The 17,856-nt window shown below is 42.6% G+C and carries 20 protein-coding genes and 1 riboswitch; of the genes, 18 read left to right on the top strand and 2 right to left on the bottom strand.

The annotated features are described in order from the left end of the window. Positions 1-17: 17 nt before the first annotated feature. The 12 genes from M8E35_RS10265 to dapA all read left to right on the top strand — a co-directional run bounded on the left by M8E35_RS10265 (position 18) and on the right by dapA (position 10,496). Complete coding sequence (locus M8E35_RS10265) at positions 18-773, top strand: polysaccharide deacetylase family protein (protein ID WP_252468779.1); 756 nt, start codon at positions 18-20, stop codon at positions 771-773. Between the two features lie 24 nt (positions 774-797). Then, on the top strand, positions 798-1,955 hold the full coding sequence (locus M8E35_RS10260; protein ID WP_252468778.1) for a D-alanyl-D-alanine carboxypeptidase family protein: 1,158 nt from the start codon (positions 798-800) through the stop codon (positions 1,953-1,955). A gap of 24 nt (positions 1,956-1,979) precedes the next feature. After that, a complete protein-coding gene (locus M8E35_RS10255) occupies positions 1,980-3,248 on the top strand; it encodes a M16 family metallopeptidase (RefSeq protein ID WP_252468777.1) in 1,269 nt (422 codons plus the stop codon). Positions 3,249-3,386: 138 nt separating this feature from the next. Beyond that, positions 3,387-3,839, top strand: coding sequence for a dUTP diphosphatase (gene dut, locus M8E35_RS10250; protein ID WP_252468776.1), 453 nt, complete (start codon positions 3,387-3,389; stop codon positions 3,837-3,839). 140 nt (positions 3,840-3,979) lie between these two features. After that, positions 3,980-4,288, top strand: coding sequence for a hypothetical protein (locus M8E35_RS10245; protein ID WP_252468775.1), 309 nt, complete (start codon positions 3,980-3,982; stop codon positions 4,286-4,288). A 14-nt stretch (positions 4,289-4,302) separates the two neighbouring features. Further along, positions 4,303-4,572 (top strand): YlmC/YmxH family sporulation protein, encoded by a 270-nt coding sequence (locus tag M8E35_RS10240; RefSeq protein ID WP_229247166.1) that lies wholly within the window; start codon positions 4,303-4,305, stop codon positions 4,570-4,572. 112 nt (positions 4,573-4,684) lie between these two features. After that, positions 4,685-5,488 carry a 4-hydroxy-tetrahydrodipicolinate reductase gene (gene dapB / locus M8E35_RS10235; protein WP_252468774.1) on the top strand — a complete coding sequence of 268 codons (804 nt, stop codon included), beginning with the start codon at positions 4,685-4,687 and terminating at the stop codon, positions 5,486-5,488. Positions 5,489-5,569: 81 nt separating this feature from the next. Beyond that, positions 5,570-6,487 (top strand): dipicolinate synthase subunit DpsA, encoded by a 918-nt coding sequence (gene dpsA, locus M8E35_RS10230; RefSeq protein ID WP_252468773.1) that lies wholly within the window; start codon positions 5,570-5,572, stop codon positions 6,485-6,487. A 3-nt stretch (positions 6,488-6,490) separates the two neighbouring features. After that, entirely contained in the window at positions 6,491-7,084 is a 594-nt protein-coding gene (locus M8E35_RS10225; protein WP_252468772.1) for a dipicolinate synthase subunit B, read from the top strand. A 90-nt stretch (positions 7,085-7,174) separates the two neighbouring features. Further along, positions 7,175-8,164: an aspartate-semialdehyde dehydrogenase gene (locus tag M8E35_RS10220; protein ID WP_252468770.1), complete on the top strand. Its 990-nt coding sequence runs from the start codon at positions 7,175-7,177 to the stop codon at positions 8,162-8,164. A gap of 112 nt (positions 8,165-8,276) precedes the next feature. Continuing rightward, positions 8,277-9,503 carry an aspartate kinase gene (gene dapG / locus M8E35_RS10215; RefSeq protein ID WP_252468768.1) on the top strand — a complete coding sequence of 409 codons (1,227 nt, stop codon included), beginning with the start codon at positions 8,277-8,279 and terminating at the stop codon, positions 9,501-9,503. Positions 9,504-9,539: 36 nt separating this feature from the next. After that, entirely contained in the window at positions 9,540-10,496 is a 957-nt protein-coding gene (gene dapA / locus M8E35_RS10210) for a 4-hydroxy-tetrahydrodipicolinate synthase (protein ID WP_252468767.1), read from the top strand. A 114-nt stretch (positions 10,497-10,610) separates the two neighbouring features. On the opposite strand, the gene M8E35_RS10205 is transcribed toward dapA, so the two are convergent. Together M8E35_RS10205 and M8E35_RS10200 are read right to left on the bottom strand one after the other, a co-directional pair. Beyond that, a complete protein-coding gene (locus M8E35_RS10205; protein WP_252468766.1) occupies positions 10,611-11,129 on the bottom strand; it encodes a DUF6125 family protein in 519 nt (172 codons plus the stop codon). Between the two features lie 175 nt (positions 11,130-11,304). Continuing rightward, complete coding sequence (locus tag M8E35_RS10200) at positions 11,305-11,442, bottom strand: DUF1540 domain-containing protein (RefSeq protein ID WP_073032019.1); 138 nt, start codon at positions 11,440-11,442, stop codon at positions 11,305-11,307. A gap of 500 nt (positions 11,443-11,942) precedes the next feature. Here M8E35_RS10200 and M8E35_RS10195 point away from each other — a divergent pair, with 500 nt between their 5' ends. The 6 genes from M8E35_RS10195 to M8E35_RS10170 all read left to right on the top strand — a co-directional run bounded on the left by M8E35_RS10195 (position 11,943) and on the right by M8E35_RS10170 (position 17,677). Then, positions 11,943-13,607, top strand: coding sequence for a ribonuclease J (locus tag M8E35_RS10195; RefSeq protein WP_073032021.1), 1,665 nt, complete (start codon positions 11,943-11,945; stop codon positions 13,605-13,607). Between the two features lie 59 nt (positions 13,608-13,666). Next, positions 13,667-13,850: riboswitch (cobalamin riboswitch) on the top strand. 356 nt (positions 13,851-14,206) lie between these two features. Continuing rightward, a complete protein-coding gene (locus M8E35_RS10190; protein WP_252468765.1) occupies positions 14,207-14,992 on the top strand; it encodes an energy-coupling factor ABC transporter permease in 786 nt (261 codons plus the stop codon). After that, on the top strand, positions 14,989-15,285 hold the full coding sequence (locus tag M8E35_RS10185) for an energy-coupling factor ABC transporter substrate-binding protein (protein WP_252468764.1): 297 nt from the start codon (positions 14,989-14,991) through the stop codon (positions 15,283-15,285). Before M8E35_RS10190 ends, M8E35_RS10185 begins: the two co-directional genes overlap by 4 nt. Continuing rightward, positions 15,282-16,052 (top strand): cobalt ECF transporter T component CbiQ, encoded by a 771-nt coding sequence (gene cbiQ / locus M8E35_RS10180; protein WP_252468763.1) that lies wholly within the window; start codon positions 15,282-15,284, stop codon positions 16,050-16,052. Before M8E35_RS10185 ends, cbiQ begins: the two co-directional genes overlap by 4 nt. A gap of 5 nt (positions 16,053-16,057) precedes the next feature. Then, a complete protein-coding gene (locus M8E35_RS10175) occupies positions 16,058-16,912 on the top strand; it encodes an energy-coupling factor ABC transporter ATP-binding protein (RefSeq protein ID WP_252468762.1) in 855 nt (284 codons plus the stop codon). Between the two features lie 27 nt (positions 16,913-16,939). Continuing rightward, a complete protein-coding gene (locus M8E35_RS10170; protein WP_252468761.1) occupies positions 16,940-17,677 on the top strand; it encodes a precorrin-6A/cobalt-precorrin-6A reductase in 738 nt (245 codons plus the stop codon). The last annotated feature ends 179 nt before the right edge of the window (positions 17,678-17,856 follow it).

Below are 17,856 nucleotides of genomic sequence, written 5' to 3'. Positions count from 1 at the left end.
AGGAAGGGGGGACGCATATGTTCATTAACTTAAAAATCTCGCGACGAATACTCTCGTTTGGCGGGATTTTCTTTCTGTTACTCGCCGGAATTATAGCAGAGCGTTGGGTTACAACATCAAATACGCCTGTCTCTAAACCAATTGAGCAGATCAAGACGGATCAGAAAATCATGGCTTTAACGATTAATGTGGATTGGGGCGAAGAATATATCCCAGCCATCTTGGATGAATTGGAGAATGGCAAAGCAGATGTAACTTTTTTTGTTACAGGACGTTGGGCTAAGAAGAATCCAGAATTACTGCAACAAATCCATAGCAGAGGCCACCAGATCGAAAATCACGGGTATTCTCATCCCCATCCAGATCTGCTGTCCGTGGAGACCAATCGAGAAGAAATCAAAAAAACTGAGAGTATTATCGAAGGAATTATAGGGAAAAAGACACATTTGTATGCCCCTCCTTATGGTGAGAAGGGTATACCAGGACTTCGAGCTGCCCATGAGCTAGGTTATCAGACCATTCTCTGGACATTAGATACGGTTGACTGGAGACCAGAAAGCACGCCGGAAATCATTGCTAAACGAATCATTAATCCAGCGATACGGTTCGGAATTAAGCCAAATAAGTCTGGAGCCATAGTATTAATGCATCCTAAAGCAAATACGGTCAAAGCCTTGCCTGTGATTCTTAAACAACTAACTTTAGAGGGTTATATTTTCCAAACTCTTGATGAGCTAATAACATATGACCAGAGCGGAGATACTACCTCATGATAAATGAAAAGTTGAGGTGGTTAAATGATCAGGCTAAGGTGGACGCAGGCTTGGGACTGCGTTATTCTTTGTGTTATAGTCTTAAGCTTGTTACTGGTGAATCCTGTATATGGTGCCCCGGCTAATAAGCTCGAAAATAAACCTTTGGTTGCAAAGAGTCCCTCAGGGGTTACCGCAGATGCTGCTGTGCTGATGGATGTGGCAACTGGGGATATTCTCTTTAGTAAACAGGCGCATAAACGTCGTCCTCCCGCAAGTACCACCAAAATCATGACCGCAATTTTAGGGTTTGAGTTAGGTCGACCGGATGAAGTTGTTACGGTCAGTGAAAAAGCGGCGGCTGTAGGAGAATCAACCATATTTCTTGACCCGGGAGAAAAGATTACACTCTATGAACTTATAACGGGGGCATTGGTCCGTTCCGGCAATGATGCTTGCGTTGCAATAGCAGAGCATATCGCCGGAAGTGAAGAACAGTTCGTCAAATTTATGAATCGTAAGGCTTTAGCTCTTGGTGCTCAAGATACAAATTTCGTAAATACTAATGGCTTACCCCGTAAGGAGCATTATTCCACAGCCTATGACCTTGCCGTAATGGCACGATATGGTTTGCAAATTCCTCAATTTCAATCAATTACCCGGCAAAAGGAAACGGAAATTCATTTTATTGAACCGGACGTTTTTATGGATGTAAGAAATACGAATAAATTGCTCTGGAACTATCCTTATGCAGATGGTATAAAAACGGGGACGACGACCGCTGCCGGCAAATGCCTTGTGGCTTCTGCCACGAAGGAAGGACGTCAATTGTTAGTTGTCGTTCTCAATGCGCCCGATCGATTCGGAGATGCTAAGAAACTCTTAGAGTGGGGCTTTCAAAACACTGAGACTGTTCGATTGGCAGATGTTGGACAGGTTATCGGAGAGTTTCCTCATATTACAAAGCCGGTCCAAGTCTTAGCGACTGATCCACTCGATGTTAGCATTCCGAAGGCTGACCGCGAGAAGCTGTTAACCCGTATCGAGTGGGAGAAAGCAACGAATCTTCCTATTCGTGCCGGAGAACGGGTAGGTCGTTTCGAAGTTTGGCTTGGAGAAAAAAGGCTGAATAGCGTTCATCTGATAAGTGAAAATGAAATCGCAGAAAAATCGTTCCTTAAAACGATAATTCCTTATCATTGAAGGAAGTACGAGGGAGTGAAATTATTGTATAAAAAGACGTTGTTGCCTAACGGAGTTAGGATTATTACAGAAGAAATTGACCATGTTCGTTCGGCTGCTTTAGGAATATGGGTAGGGGCAGGATCTCGAGATGAACGTGAAGGGTTTGAGGGTATTTCCCACTTTATTGAGCATATGTTTTTTAAAGGAACTGAGCATCGAAGTGCTCGCGCTTTAGCAGAATCACTTGAAGCGGTTGGCGGGCAGCTGAATGCTTTTACAACCAAAGAATACACTTGTTATTACGCTAAAGTACTTGATGAGGACCTCGATCTTGCGATTGATGTTTTAAGTGATATGTTTTTCAGTTCGCTATTTGATGAAAAGGAAATTGAAAAAGAAAAGAATGTTGTAATTGAAGAGATTAAAATGTACGAAGATTCTCCGGATGAGTTAATCCATGATGTCTTTTCAGAGTATGTCTGGAATGATCATCCTCTTGGGAAACCGATATTAGGCACAGAAGAGAGTATAAGATCTCTGAGCAGAGAAAAAATTATGCAGTTTCTTACTGAACATTATGCTCCTGATAATGTGGTGATTTCTGTCGCTGGTAAAATAAAACATGAGGATGTTGTAGCTAAGCTTTCTCCTCATTTTGGCACATTTAACCGAGGCGGGCGAAGAGTACTCGAGGAGACGCCCAAAGGTTTGACGATAGAACATTATCAGAAGAAAGATACAGAGCAAATGCATATCCTCTTGGGAGTGCCTGGACTGGGTCAAGATGATGAAGATATCTATGCTATGCACATATTTAATAATATTTTAGGCGGAGGATTAAGTTCTCGTTTGTTTCAGGAGATACGGGAACAGCGGGGATTGGCTTACTCTGTTTATTCTTATCACTCAACTTACGTTGATACCGGGTTATTTGCGGTCTATGCGGGAACAAGCCCGAAAAATACTCAAGAAGTCATCGCCTGTATTCTAGAAGAATTGATGGAGATGAAGACAAAGGGAATCAGCGTCGAAGAATTGGTGAGAACAAAAGCTCAAATTAAAGGCGGGTTATATCTCGGATTGGAAGCGGTTAGCAGTCGAATGAGCCGCTTAGGGAAGACGGAACTAACCTATAACCGCGTGCTTTCACCGGAGGAAGTGGTAGAGAAACTCGAGAAGGTAACTCAAGAGGATGTTTTACGTGTGATTGGACGTCTCTGGCAAAAGGACAATATAAGTATTATGACCCTGGGCCCAGCCGGACATGATGTGGTTATGCCCGAAATGTTGAAGCAAACAGGATGGGAGTAATCGTAGTTCGCGGTTCGTGGTTCGAATATCTGCACTAGGGCTCGACGTCCTAGGTCTGAAATTCAATATTCGTAATTTAAAGTGGAATAACGAACTACGAATATCGAACATTGAATATCGTTTTGGGGGAGTTTTTCAGTGTCTAACTCTATAAATGTAAAAATAAAAAAAGTGAGTAAAAATTCTTTAGCTCTGCCAAGCTATGCAACCGTGGCTTCAGCTGGAGTTGACCTGTGTGCCGATTTGAAAGACACCCTGACCTTAAGTCCAGGAGAGAATGTTAAGATTCCTACAGGTCTGGCTATTGAACTTCCAGGACCGCATGTTGTTGCACTTGTCTTTGCACGCAGCGGTTTGGCCAGTCGTTACGGAATAGGCTTAACAAACGGTGTTGGAGTGATTGATTCAGATTATCGTGGGGAAATTCAAGTATTGATGCATAATTTGGGTGACCAGCCAATTACGGTCAATTCAGGAGACAGAATAGCTCAAATGATATTTATGCCTATTTTCAGGGCAGTCTTTGAAGAAGTCGCAGAACTGGAAGAAACCGCCAGAGGAACGGGCGGTTTTGGTTCGACAGGTGTGTAAAGAAATGCTTGGCTAGCTCCAAGCTTAGTAACTAAAAAAAATAGAGTGCGTTGCAAACTTCCTTAGGAATCTAAAAACCTTCTGTTTTTTGTTCTAAGGAAGTTTGTCTATTCATACACTCCCCATGAGGGGGAGTGAAAATGCAAGCCCTTGGGGTAATACTTCTAGCAATCGGTATTGTTGTTTCAGTACGTGAACGAAAATATAAAATGATGTGGCGATCATCTGAGCCGCCATCTAACATGCTTGCTTCGGCCTTAAGCCAATTAGTTGGGACCGCCGGGGGGATTTATCTGTCACTGGAACTTTTATTTTCCTTCTTGAAGATACCGGAAGATTGGTGGAGCAATAACTCAATATACTTTGTAGAGCCGCTTGCAGTAATTTCTCTATTTCTGGCTATATTACAACCATTTGTTCTAAAAGCTTGGATAAAATTGAGAAAATAGGGGAGAGGATTAAGATGCTTTTAAGTGATCTGGCAGGGAAAGAAATAATTAATCTCTATGATGGAGCAAAACTGGGACTGGTGGGAGATGCAGATCTTGAGATTTCCTTTAATGGATCTGTTGAAGCAATCATTCTTACTTCCCGAGGAGGTTTTTCAGGTTTTTGGGGTTCCAAAGGAGATAGAGAGCGTGAACAGCTTGTGATACCTTGGCAAACGGTCAAAAAAGTCGGGTCTGAGGTCATTATCGTCGATCTACAGAACAGATCGGAAAGAATTCGCTGAAAATTCAATTTGACAGAGGCCCTGATACCCAATAAAATGAATGGAATAGCTTTAACCCCGCATTGCGTTTTGGCAACGGGGTTTTTACCTTATCATCGCAGGAGGGGTTTCGTTGAAGAAAATTCGTGTTTACGTGGCTGGAGCAAGTGGGAAGATGGGTCAAGAAGTGATCCGTACGATTTTGAAAGAAGAAGATCTCCTTTTAGTAGGGGCTTCAGATACGCGACATCAAGGAATGGATGTTGGGTTTGTTGTTGGTGCTCCGAGGGTTGGTATTGATATTACAGGGCCACTGGAGATTGAGAATTTGCGTTCTTCGCGAGCCGATGTCTTAGTTGATTTCACGAATCCTCAATCAGTTTTAAAAAATTCGAAAACAGCTATAATGGCTGGAGTGGTTCCGATTATAGGAACCACCGGGTTAGATGAAGCTGAGATAGGTGAAATTCGTACACTCGTAGAAAAAGAAAAAACAGGTGCGTTTTTGGCACCGAATTTCTCTATTGGGGCAATTTTGATGATGCGTTTTGCTAGGGAATCTGCAAAATATTTCCCTAATGTTGATATCATTGAAATGCACCATGATCAAAAATTAGATGCTCCATCGGGTACAGCCTTAAAAACGGTGGAAGGAATTTTGGAAGTCCGTGAACCTATGGTCCAAGGACACCCGAATGAATACGAAAAAATCCAAGGGGCCAGAGGCGCCGACATTGCTGGAATTCATATTCACTCTGTACGTTTGCCAGGTTTAATTGCTCACCAAGAAGTTATATTCGGGGGATTAGGTCAGGCACTGACCATTAGGCATGATGCATTTTCCAGAGAAACCTATATGCCTGGGGTTATGCTGAGTATACGTAAATCTTCTGATCTGACAGAACTGGTAATAGGGCTCGATAATTTCCTTGATTAATGATTTAGGCGTAACCGCAGCCTGCATACCCTCATATAATGGATAGTAGTCATAGGACACTGTCTCAAAGGGGGCATAAAAATGAGTGCGGGTTTGAAGGGAATTCGTTTTGCAGTAGTTGGGGGAGATGATCGGGAACTCTATTTAATTTCCGAACTACAAAAACAGGGAGCCTACATAGTCGGGGTCGGATTCGAAAAGGCTTCTCCCATTTCGGGATTAACGCTAGCGCCATCTCTGGAAGATGCTGTTGGGCAAGTGGATGTGTTGCTTTTTCCGATGTTCGGCACGGATGAACGTGGGGCTGTCAAAGCTAAATACTCAGATTCACCCATTGTCTTAAACAAGAAGGTACTTGAATCTATTCCGAAGCATGTACCATTGGTCATTGGTTTTGCACGACCAGATCTGAAAGCAAGCGCAGTTGAATTAGGAATTCAATTAGTAGAAACTGCCAGCCTAAATGAACTTGCTATCCTTAATTCCATACCTTCGGCAGAAGGTGCTATTCAAATGGCGATGCAGGCCACGACGATTACAATTCATGGCAGCAATAGTTTTGTCGTTGGCTTAGGTCGGTGTGGTTGGACTTTAGCTCGCATGTTGCAAGGAATTGGTGCCCATGTAACTGGTGTTGCTCGAAAGCCTTCCGATTTAGCACGTGCTACCGAGATGGGAGTTCATGCGGTACATTTCGCAGATATTGAAGATGAGATTGGTCACGCTGAAATCATCTTTAACACAGTACCTCATCCTGTTTTAGGTCGCATGGTGTTAGAAAAGGTCGATCGAGATGCGGTAATCGTGGACTTGGCATCTGCTCCTGGAGGCACAGATTTCGAATATGCTCAGAATCAAGGTATAAAAGCATTCTTAGCTCCCGGCCTCCCCGGCACCGTAGCTCCTAAAACAGCCGGACGAATTCTTGCTCATATTTACCCGCAACTTATTCTTCGTCACTTGACCACAGTGAACACTACTCGTAAAGTGGAGGTGTAAGGGATGAAGTTTGATGGGTTGAGAATTGGTTTTGCTATAACAGGATCACACTGTACAGTACATGAGGTTACCCAGGTAATGAAGCGATTAGTTGATGAGGGTGCAGAGGTGACACCGATTATCTCTTATTCTGTTGATAGTATGAACACACGATTTGGCAAAGCAGAGGATTGGAAGCATCGATTTCAAGAGATTACTCATAAGGAGCTGATTTCTACTATTCCTGATGCGGAGCCGATTGGACCCAATAAGATGTTCGATTGCGTAGTGATTGCTCCATGTACCGGAAATACTCTGGCAAAGCTTGCTAACGGAATTATTGACAGCCCGGTGCTCATGGCTGCTAAATCCCATCTTCGAAATCAGAGACCTTTAGTTTTAGCAATTTCCAGTAATGACGGACTGGGATTAAATGCCCGTAATATTGGAACCTTACTCATTACAAAAAATATTTACTTGGTGCCGTTTGGTCAAGATAATCCAGAAGTCAAGGCAAATTCTTTAGTGGCACATATGGATAAAATTCCGGATACCATTCTCATGGCTTGTGCCGGAAAGCAAATTCAACCGGTATTAGTGGATTATTTAGTAAAGTGATTATCGTCTGGCAAAACAAGGTGCCTTGCGTGCAGTAAGGCACCCCCCACTGGTCTAATTCCAGATATAAAGTAAGGAGGCACATAATTAATGTCAAATGTAGCAATTGTTGGAGCCACAGGTGCAGTAGGACAAGAGTTCCTTAAAATTCTTGCCGAGCGGAAGTTTCCAGTTGATGAACTGAGGTTATTAGCATCAAAGCGTTCTGCTGGTAAACGTATTGCATGGCAGGGTCAAGAACTAGAGGTTCAGGAGACAACCCACGAGAGTTTTAAGGGGATAGATATTGCGCTCTTTGCAGGTGGATCAGCAAGTACGGAATATGCCCGATCTGCGGTTGACAGTGGGGCTGTGGTCATTGATAACAGCAGTGCTTTTAGACTTGACCCGGAAGTGCCGCTTGTAGTACCAGAAGTTAATCCGGAAGATGTAAAATGGCATAAGGGAATAATTGCCAATCCTAATTGTTCGACGATTATTATGGCAGTTGCCCTTAAGCCTATTTATGATTTAGCTGGAATCCGTCGCGTGGTAGTATCTACTTATCAAGCCGTTTCAGGTGCCGGGCGAGAAGGTATTGAAGAATTAGGTGCACAGGTGAAAGCTTGGTCTCAAGGGGAAGAACTTATTTCCAGTGTTTTCCCTCATCAGATTGCCTTTAACCTTGTTCCGCGCATTGATGTATTTCAAGAGGGCGACTATACCAAAGAAGAGTGGAAGATGGTTAAAGAAACCCAGAAAATTTTCCGCGTACCTAGTATGGCCATTACCGCGACAACAGTTCGCGTACCTGTTTTTCGGAGTCACTCAGAATCTATTAATGTTGAAACAGACAGACTGGTGAGTGTTTCAGAAATTCGGGAGGCCTTAAGCAAAGCTCCTGGTATCGTAGTAATAGACGACCCTAGTAAGGATCACTATCCAATGCCATGGTTTAGCTCTGACAAAGATGAAGTCTATGTTGGACGTTTGCGTAAAGACTACTCCATCGATCAGGGATTTAACATGTGGGTGGTAGGAGATCAAATTCGCAAAGGTGCGGCCACAAACGCTGTTCAAATCGCAGAGCTATTACTTTAATCGAGGATTGCAGTTGGAGATTTAGTGGTCTAAAGTTCTATTGGTTAAAGATATAATTTGGAGTTCGCGGTTTGAACCACGAACATCGAACCACGAGAAGGGGGGATAGGAATTGAATATCCTAGTACAGAAATTTGGCGGTACCTCCCTAGCTACAGAAGAGCGAAGGACTCAGGTGGCTTCTATAGTTTCAGAAGCAGTTCAGGATGGGTATTCTCCAGTTGTCGTGGTATCGGCTATTGGACGATCCGGGGACCCCTATGCAACGGATACGTTTCTGAATATGGTTAAAGGAATACATCCTGATTTACCCAAACGCGAGTTAGATTTATTGATGAGTTGTGGAGAAGTCATTTCAGGGACTGTCTTGGTAAGCACTTTAAATAGCCTGGGGTTGAGAGCGGTCCTCTTGACAGGAGGGCAGGCAGGAATCATTACTAATAATGATTTTGGGGATGCCCGGATTGTTCGAGTGGAGCCGGCTGAGATACTAAAGCAATTGGCAGAAGGATACGTTGTAGTTGTGACCGGATTTCAAGGAGTTACAGAAGGTGGTCAGGTTACAACTCTTGGTCGAGGAGGAAGTGATACTACGGCTTCAGCACTTGGGGTTGCCCTTGCTGCTGAATTTATCGATATCTATACAGATGTTGAAGGGATCATGACTGCTGATCCTAGAATCGTTGAAAATGCTCGTATTTTAGATATTGTTACTTATAACGAAATATGTCAGATGGCTTATCAAGGAGCAAAAGTTATTCATCCACGCGCCGTGGAAATCGCGATGCAACGAAATATTCCGCTGAGGATAAAATCAACTTTTTCTAAAGCCCCAGGGACATTGGTAACCAATATGCATCCCAATCGGGAAGTCGGAACGGATATCACCACTGACCGCATCATTGCAGGAATCGCCCATACACCTAATGTCACTCAACTTCGGATATTAACCGCAGATGCTTCAAACATACATCTTACAGATAAGCGGATTTTTAAAGCAATGGCACTTGCTGATATAAGTGTAGATTTTATAAGTGTGCAACCAGAAGCAGTGTTATATACTGTTTCAGATGAGGTTGCCACAAAAGCAATCCAAATGTTACGGGATATGGACTTTGAACCAGAGGTTTTACCTAGTTGTGCAAAGGTATCCATAGTTGGGGCTGGAATTGCAGGCGTCCCAGGTGTTATGGCAGATATGGTCGAAGCACTCTCGGACGCTGGTGTGACTATCCTGCAATCGGCTGATTCACATACAACAATTTGGGTGCTGGTTCATCAGGGGGACATGGTGACTGCAGTACAAGCGTTGCACAAGAAGTTTGAGCTAGACATATAGTATGTAAAATGGATGTGGGAAGAAAGGATGAGAAAGATGTCTTTTGGTAGAATCTTGACTGCCATGGTAACTCCCATGAACGAAGCGCTGGAAGTGGATTATCAAGAAGCCGTACGCTTAGCTAAGTATTTGACAGACCATGGATCAGATGGGGTTGTCGTGTGTGGTACCACAGGAGAATCTCCGACTGTAACCGATCAAGAAAAAATTGAGCTCTTTAAGGCGATTAAAGGGGCTTTGGGAACGAAGGCAACGGTGATTGCAGGGATTGGATCAAATTCCACAAATTCCAGTGTTTCATTGGCCCGCATGGCGGCGACAACGGGTGTAGATGGTTTAATGGCAGTTGTACCCTACTATAATAAACCTTCTCAAGAGGGAATGTTTCAGCACTTTAAGGCGATAGCAGAGGCGTCATCATTACCTTTAATGCTTTATAATGTACCTGGCAGAACGTCAGCTAATTTAATGCCAGAAACAGTTAAGAGATTGTCTGAAATTCCTAACATAGTTTCTTTAAAAGAAGCAGCAGGCTCCCTGGATCAGGTCACTGAGCTAAAAAGACTGTTGCCGGCTGAATTTGAGGTATACAGCGGAGATGACTCAATGACCTTGCCAATGCTGGCCTTAGGATGCAGCGGAATAATCAGCGTTGCTGCCCATGTCATTGGAGACGAAATGAAAGCCATGGTAGATGCGTGGTTTGCAGGGGATACAGCTCAAGCAACAAAATGGCATCTTGAACTGTTTCCTGTATTTAAAGGGATATTTGTAACCTCAAACCCTGTTCCGATTAAAGCACTTATGAATATGATTGGTATCAAAGCCGGTGGAGTTCGCTTGCCTTTAGTTGAGGCAACGAGTGAAGAAATAACCTTTTTACAAGATCTTCTGAAAACTATAAAAAAGTCAACCCCTAAGAATAGAATTCAGGCACAACTAATATCAGAATTAAAAGTTGCTTCCGAAAAACCTGGACACCCAATCGTCTAGGAGATTTTACGAGCAAAACCCGAAATAACCGAAGAAAATGCTCTGCGCTTTATATATTCTTATAAGAAAATGAACCTCTGCTTACGTCTATGCAGGGGTTCATTTTCTTTATAGCTATTCATCGCCAAGAGTAAACTTCCAACCGCAATAGAATTCTTCAGGGTGAGGGTCTGGCGGGCATGCTATGCAAATCGTCTTGATTCGCGAGTCAATTGTAGAAGCAAATAACGAATACTCGACTTCTCCCACCGGCTTACAAGGATGGTCAGGCATATTCTTTTGTTTTCGTTTAGATTGAACACGGCAATCCTTCATTTGGAAGATAAGGGTATGATCGTTAGGTCTGAAACATTCTTGTACATTGATGAAGGCATAAAGCCGAAACTTTAGAGCTCTTTCCAATGCGTCAAGCCCTCCATCTTTAGGTAACCCAAGGAACTTCATAATGCGTTTAGCCTCTAAGACAGTAAACGTTCGCCAAGCCTTAATATCTAGTTCGACTGCTTCATCAATCCCTCGCACTTGCTCAATAGCTTGGAACCAAAGCCCATCATGCGCTAACCAGCGTACTGCAAAATCTTCTAACAGGGCTAGTGCTTGCTCTCGGGTAAGATCATCTTTAGATTTTAACATCTTTAACCTCCTCATTGTAAATAGCCACAAAATTTTTATAATATTCTTTATTTTAAAATAGTATTCTCTAGCACTATCTAAATTCCTGCCTGTAAAAAATAATATAAGTCACCACCTACTAAGGTGATGACTTATAGAAGAGATATAATAAGGGAATTAATAGATTGTAGAAGATTTATTTATCTCCGGGTTCGTAAAAAGCACATTCAGCTTCACGATCCATTAAGCTGGAGGTGACACTTAATGTTTCAAGTTGACAGTGGCCATCCTCGTTATGATGGCATTTGGTTGCGCTGCAAACAACATTGGTCATGACTATTCCACCTTTCTAGTACTAGTCAGAAAGTACGACTTAAAGGTATAGTTCCCGAATTGTGGTATTTAATACATTATCCATGTCAGAAATAGAGTGATCAAGGTGCTTTAAGAGAAAATGAACTAACTTGCAAGCCTTCGTTTTTCGCGCTATAATGTATTATCTTTATTGTGCGGCTAGTTTCATAGATGATTATCGAAGTACTGGCGAATACTGGGCGTCATTGTGTTCGTTATGTTATTTCGCGTCTTTTTGTTGCTTTATTTTGGGGCTTCGAAGAAACCACGGGGATCCCGTTAGCTTTTTAGGCACATGAGATATAAAGAAAACTTGGCTAGCGCCAAGCCGAAGGTGCAGGCGGTCGCCTAGTTGCCCTTATGCTTCAGAAGTATATAACGTTAAGTTAATACTTTCTGGGTAGTGTAAAGAAAACTTGGTTAGCGCCAAGCCGAAGGCGGTTGCCCTTATACTAGTACAAAAATAGGAGGTGGATTTGATTGCCAAAAGATCATAAATTGCAAATTATTCCTTTGGGCGGACTCGGAGAAATTGGAAAGAATATGACAGTAATACGCTATGATAACCAGATGGTGCTTGTTGATGCTGGATTAGCGTTTCCGGATGAAGACATGCTGGGGATTGATATTGTAATACCAGACTACACATATTTGATTGAACACAAAGAAATGCTTCTAGGTATATTGCTAACCCATGGACATGAAGATCATATCGGTGCCTTGCCATATTTATTGAGAGATGTGGATGTGCCCGTTTTTGGAACGCGTTTGACTTTAGGAATCATACAGTCCAAGATGAAAGAGAATAACTTAAATAATATCCAGGCAACGGTTGTACAGCCTCGTGATGTCATCAAGCTCGGAGTTTTTCGCATTGAATTTATTCGTGTCAATCACAGTATACCGGATTCAGTTTCGATCGCTATCCATTCTCCTTTAGGAACAGTTGTTGTAACGGGAGACTTTAAACTAGATCACACCCCTGTTTCGGGTGAGATACTAGACATTCATAAATTCTCCGAACTGGGAGATAAAGGGGTTTTATGTTTACTGTCAGACAGTACGAATGTAGAAAGAGCTGGATTTACGCCCTCTGAAAGTCATGTTGGGGAAATGATTGATGAAGCATTTCGTAATGCTAAGGATCGTGTCATTCTTGCGAGCTTTGCTTCCAACGTATACCGACTTCAACAAGCGATTACCTCAGCAGTTAATACTAACCGCAAAGTAGCGGTTGTGGGACGAAGTATGGTAAATATAGTTGGAATTGCTGAGGAACTGGGATATTTAGATATTCCAGAGGGGACCCTTATGGATATCGATGAAATTATCGGATTGCCGGGAAATCAGGCTTGTATCTTAACCACTGGGAGCCAAGGTGAGCCGATGTCAGCGTTGACCCGCATGGCAAACCACGATCACCGGCATGTAGCGATTCAACCTGGAGACACTGTGATCATTTCTGCGAGCCCAATTCCAGGTAATGAGAAATCTGTAGCTAAGACGGTTGACCAATTATTTAAATTGGGAGCTAATGTGATTTACGAATCGGCGGAAGGAATGCACGTTTCGGGTCATGCAAGTCAGGAAGAACAAAAATTAATGCTAAGCATGGTTCGACCGCAATATTTTATGCCTGTTCACGGGGAGTATCGCATGTTGATCAAACATGCCCAGTTAGCAGAACAACTCGGTATTCCCAGAGAAAATATTTTTATTACTGAGAACGGTGGGGTTGTTGAATTCACGCGCCACGGGGCAGCTTTAGGCAGTAAGGTAATGGCTGGAAAAGTCTTGATAGACGGGTTAGGGATCGGGGACGTAGGCAACATCGTGTTACGAGATCGCAAACAACTCTCACAAGATGGTATTCTAATTGTCGTCATGACCATAAGCCGTTCAAGTGGGGCTATTGTATCGGGTCCTGATATTGTGACACGAGGATTTGTTTATGTACGTGAGTCAGAGACCATGTTAGAAGAAGCTAAACAAAAGGTTAGACAGACGATGGCGCGTTGTCGAGAGAATCGAGTTACTGAATGGGCTGTCTTTAAAAACCAAATCCGAGATACTTTAAGTAAACACTTTTATGAAAAAACACGCCGCAGACCTGTTATTTTACCGATTATTCAAGAGGTTGAATAGTTATAAAGTTGAAAAAATTCTTACTTGACGGTGAAGAGTATTCGTGTTAAATTTATAAAAAGTAAATATTTCGAGCAAGTAATTTTTCTTTATAGAAAAATTAAACAGGGAAGCCGGTGTGAATCCGGCGCGGTCCCGCCACTGTAAATGGGGAGTTTTTGCCGGATCCACTGAGGAAACTTGGGAAGGAGGCAATAAACGATGATCCTAAGCCAGGAGACCTGACTGCTCGTATGCTTTAACTCACGATGGATGAGTGGCAGGAATTTTTGTTAATTCAGCCCTCCATATCATGGAGGGCTTTATATATTATTTTGTGTACATAATAGGTTTCCCGAGGGAAACTATCTGCAGGTATATGTCTTGTTCATGCGGGATCTGCTTTCAAAAATGCGAGCGCGACTTGAAAGCAGAAGAGAACGCACCGTTCGAGATAACCAGTACATTGCTGTCTTTCGGATTAGTGATGTAGGGTTATCTCTTTATTTTTTCCATGAGAGAGGAGGGAAATCCGGAACAGTGAATAAAAGGTATCTCAGATAGTTAAATTAACAAACATTAGGTTTGGCATTTAAAATGTAAGAAGGAGTGATAAAGCTATGTTTCTTCGTAAAAGCAAACATATTGGGTTATTAATAACCTATGTTATGTCTATATACATCATCTTTCCAGACGATGCTTATGCTATGCATATTATGGAAGGATTTCTACCTTTTAACTGGGCAGCTCTTTGGTGGATCGTCATGATTCCTTTTGTCATTGCCGGGGTGCGTTCCATCAAAAAAACAGTCACACTCCACCCAAATTTAAAAATGCTGCTAGGTATGGCAGGAGCATTCGCGTTTGTGATGTCAGCTTTAAAAATCCCATCTGTTACTGGCAGCAGCTCACACCCTACAGGTGTGGGATTAGGGACAATTTTGTTTGGACCCACAGCCATGACTGTTTTAAGCATGATTGTTTTAGTCTTCCAAGCACTTTTACTGGCTCATGGAGGAATAACAACCTTAGGCGCAAATACTTTTTCTATGGGGATTGTTGGCCCTTTTGTCTCGTATGGTGTGTACAAAGGTTTAAAGAAGTTGGGAGCTCCCCAATGGCTCTCTATCTTTATGGCGGCAACTTTAGGAAATTTAATGACCTACGTGACAACCTCTATTCAGTTAGGACTGGCGTTTCCGGCAGCGGCAGGCGGAGTAACTGCTGCTATACTTAAATTCTTGGGCATTTTTGCACTCACCCAGATCCCCTTAGCTATTAGCGAAGGTTTGCTTACGGTGATGGTATTTAATATTCTTTCGGCTTACAGTCAAAAAGAGTTGCAGGTTTTAACTGCATTTACGGGCAAAAGGATATCTTCCATTAAGCGGGAGGTGAAAGCATGAAACTCTTTAACAAAAATATGATAATTCTTGCCTTTGTTGCGCTACTGGCATTTGTCCCACTTTACATAGCCCGAAGCGCCGAGTTTGCTGGTGCTGATACTCAAGCCTCAGAAGCGATCAGCGCACTCAATGCAACTTACACACCTTGGTTTGAGTCATTTTGGGAACCGCCCAGCGGAGAGGTGGAGTCATTCTTGTTTGCCTTGCAGGCTGCTGTCGGGAGTGGATTCGTTTTTTATTATCTAGGGTACACGAAGGGCAAAAACAGTATTAATAAGAGGGATCAAGTGTGATCGCCGTTGATTCTTATGCCTATAACAATAATCTAAAAAGCGTTCATCCAGCAGAAAAGTCACTTTTTGTGATGCTTACAATGGGTGTATGCCTAGCATCTTCAACGATGATTACCCCTCTTATCGTTTTGGCAGTAATGGCCGGAGGAATTATCTTGAAAGCAGGTATTCCAACCCGAGTTTTAATTAAGCTTATGACTGTTCCTCTGGCCTTTCTTTTAATCAGTATGTTAACAATTGTGTTTTCAGTATCGACCAACTCCTCAGGTTTTTGGCTTGCTCAAACGTATAATGGATTTACCATAGGAATACGCTACCCAGATCTAATGACAGCGGCAAACCTCTTTCTCAGGTCGTTAGGAGCGGTATCGTGTCTCTATTTTCTGGCCTTGACTACTCCGCTCACTGAATTGATTACAGTCCTCCATAAGTTAAAAGTACCATTCATAATTACAGAATTAATGGTGCTTATATATCGCTTTATCTTCGTTTTTATGGAAACCGCAACTGCGATTCGGCGTGCACAGTATTCTCGTTCAGGCTATATCTCCGTGAATAGTTCTTTTCGTTCTATGAGCAGGCTCTTCTCTGCACTCTTAGGGAAGGTCTTTGTTAAATCGCAAGACCTTTACAATTCCATGGCTGCACGGTGTTACACGGGAGAGATCAAGGTGCTTACCAAGAAACGGCCGGTTAGCTTCAAAAATTATTTTATAATAGCTGTGATCGAAATCCCTTTAATTTTATTGAATTTGCTTTGGAGGTAATATAGTTGTCAGAGCTCATACTTGAAACAGTTGACTTAGAATATTCTTATCCAGATGGTACAAGTGCTTTGCGCAAAGTAAATTTGCAAGTTCAAAAGGGAGAAAAGTTAGCTATTCTAGGATCAAACGGAGCCGGAAAGTCGACTTTGTTTATGCATTTTAATGGAATCTATCGCCCTGACTCGGGTTTTATTAAATATCAAGGACAAGATATATCTTATAAAAAGAAGGCCTTGACCGAACTGCGCAAAAAGGTGGGAATTGTCTTTCAAGATCCGGACAGTCAGCTATTTTCCGCCAGTGTATGGCAAGATATCTCGTTTGGCCCGCTTAATCTCGGACTTTCAGAGGAAGTTGTAACACAGAGAGTTAAACAAGCCTTGTTAGATACTGAAACCACAGACATAGAAGATAAACCCACTCACTTGTTAAGTTATGGTCAAAAAAAGCGGGTTTCTATTGCGGGGGTATTGGCAATGGAGCCAGAAATTATTATTTTTGATGAGCCTACTGCTGGGATGGATCCTCGTCACGCTCAAGAGTTCATGCAACTTTTAGAAAAGTTAAGTGATGAAGGAAAGACAATTATTCTCTCGACTCATGATGTCGATTTAGCCTATAGCTGGTCAAATAGGTTAGCAATCATGTACCGTGGAGAAATTATCGCGCACGGATTACCCGGTGAACTATTTTCTCGGACAGAGATCGTGAAACGCGCTGATTTAACCATTCCCTGGCTGATAGAGACACATAGTGAGTTGGTCAAAAAAGGATGGCTGCCTCCGTCTGCGCCTTTACCAAAATCAAAAGAAGAATTATTCCAGAACATTCCGGTTAAGAGCGGTCAGCAAAGTGCATAGAATGAGAGCTTCAATGGAGGTCAGCAAATGATATTACTTTTGGGAGAAACAGCTGCGGCGCGTGAAATTAGTGAATGTCTTAATAGCAGAAGGCTTGAGCTAATACGAATGCAAACGTGGAGCGAAAAGATGTGTCTCCATGCGCCGACATTAATCATTGATGCCAGCCCGCCTTCCAGCAGTGTAAAGTTTGCCCCTTTACGCCAATGGTGTGAACCGCGAGGTATTCCTTATCTTCGTTTAGAAAGACCTGAGACAATTATTCCTGTTAGCCCATTAATCTATCCAGTAGATAATTGGGAGGAAGCACTGCTCCAATTGGAGCGGCGCGTGGGTGCTTTGCATCAAGAGAAAGGACGTCCTGTAACGATTTTTGTCACGACGGGAAGTCACCAATTAGAAAGCATAGTACGAAGTTCGTTTGCCCGATTTGCCCGTATAGTTGTCCGGGTTCTGCCTGAGGGACGTTTAGTACAGAAGTGTCAAGATATGGGCATTCCGCCTAGGAACATCGTTGCTATGCAAGGACAATTTTCTAGAGAAGTAAATCGAGTATTCTTTAAATTTTACGGTGCTGATATTCTTTTGACTCGAGACAGCGGGTTTGCTGGTGGGACTGATACGAAAATCTCTGCTGCCTTGGAATTGGGTTTAGAGATTGTATTTATCAAAAGAAATAATCTGAATTTAGGCTTGACAGTTAACAGTGTTCCTGAATTGCTGGATTGGGTAGACGCTAATGTTACTTTGCCAAAATGTACTTGAATTTCGAATATAATCACTAGAGGCGAGGATGCCTGATCCTCGCCTCTTTTTTCAGCATATTAAAATGCTCTCCTAGAATAGAAACATAAGGACAGGAGAATGGATCCAACCATATTTTTCCTTCGAAAAAACTCTGTATCGGGAAAAGCTTGAGGCTTGCAAAAATAATCGGGGGCGTT

The sequence above is a fragment of the Desulfosporosinus nitroreducens genome (assembly GCF_023897015.1).
In the GTDB taxonomy this organism is placed as follows: Bacteria; Bacillota; Desulfitobacteriia; order Desulfitobacteriales; family Desulfitobacteriaceae; genus Desulfosporosinus; species Desulfosporosinus nitroreducens.
This window is presented reverse-complemented; position numbering and strand designations above follow the sequence as displayed.

What these genes read in the sequence shown, in the direction of transcription:
- M8E35_RS10265 (WP_252468779.1), top strand. Translation starts at nt 18, where the DNA reads ATGTTCATTAACTTAAAAATCTCGCGACGAATACTCTCGTTTGGCGGG.
- M8E35_RS10260 (WP_252468778.1), top strand. Translation starts at nt 798, where the DNA reads ATGATCAGGCTAAGGTGGACGCAGGCTTGGGACTGCGTTATTCTTTGT.
- M8E35_RS10245 (WP_252468775.1), top strand. Translation starts at nt 3,980, where the DNA reads ATGCAAGCCCTTGGGGTAATACTTCTAGCAATCGGTATTGTTGTTTCA.
- M8E35_RS10240 (WP_229247166.1), top strand. Translation starts at nt 4,303, where the DNA reads ATGCTTTTAAGTGATCTGGCAGGGAAAGAAATAATTAATCTCTATGAT.
- dpsA (WP_252468773.1), top strand. Translation starts at nt 5,570, where the DNA reads ATGAGTGCGGGTTTGAAGGGAATTCGTTTTGCAGTAGTTGGGGGAGAT.
- M8E35_RS10225 (WP_252468772.1), top strand. Translation starts at nt 6,491, where the DNA reads ATGAAGTTTGATGGGTTGAGAATTGGTTTTGCTATAACAGGATCACAC.
- M8E35_RS10220 (WP_252468770.1), top strand. Translation starts at nt 7,175, where the DNA reads ATGTCAAATGTAGCAATTGTTGGAGCCACAGGTGCAGTAGGACAAGAG.
- dapA (WP_252468767.1), top strand. Translation starts at nt 9,540, where the DNA reads ATGTCTTTTGGTAGAATCTTGACTGCCATGGTAACTCCCATGAACGAA.
- M8E35_RS10205 (WP_252468766.1), bottom strand. Translation starts at nt 11,129, where the DNA reads ATGTTAAAATCTAAAGATGATCTTACCCGAGAGCAAGCACTAGCCCTG.
- M8E35_RS10200 (WP_073032019.1), bottom strand. Translation starts at nt 11,442, where the DNA reads ATGACCAATGTTGTTTGCAGCGCAACCAAATGCCATCATAACGAGGAT.
- M8E35_RS10190 (WP_252468765.1), top strand. Translation starts at nt 14,207, where the DNA reads ATGTTTCTTCGTAAAAGCAAACATATTGGGTTATTAATAACCTATGTT.
- M8E35_RS10185 (WP_252468764.1), top strand. Translation starts at nt 14,989, where the DNA reads ATGAAACTCTTTAACAAAAATATGATAATTCTTGCCTTTGTTGCGCTA.
- M8E35_RS10170 (WP_252468761.1), top strand. Translation starts at nt 16,940, where the DNA reads ATGATATTACTTTTGGGAGAAACAGCTGCGGCGCGTGAAATTAGTGAA.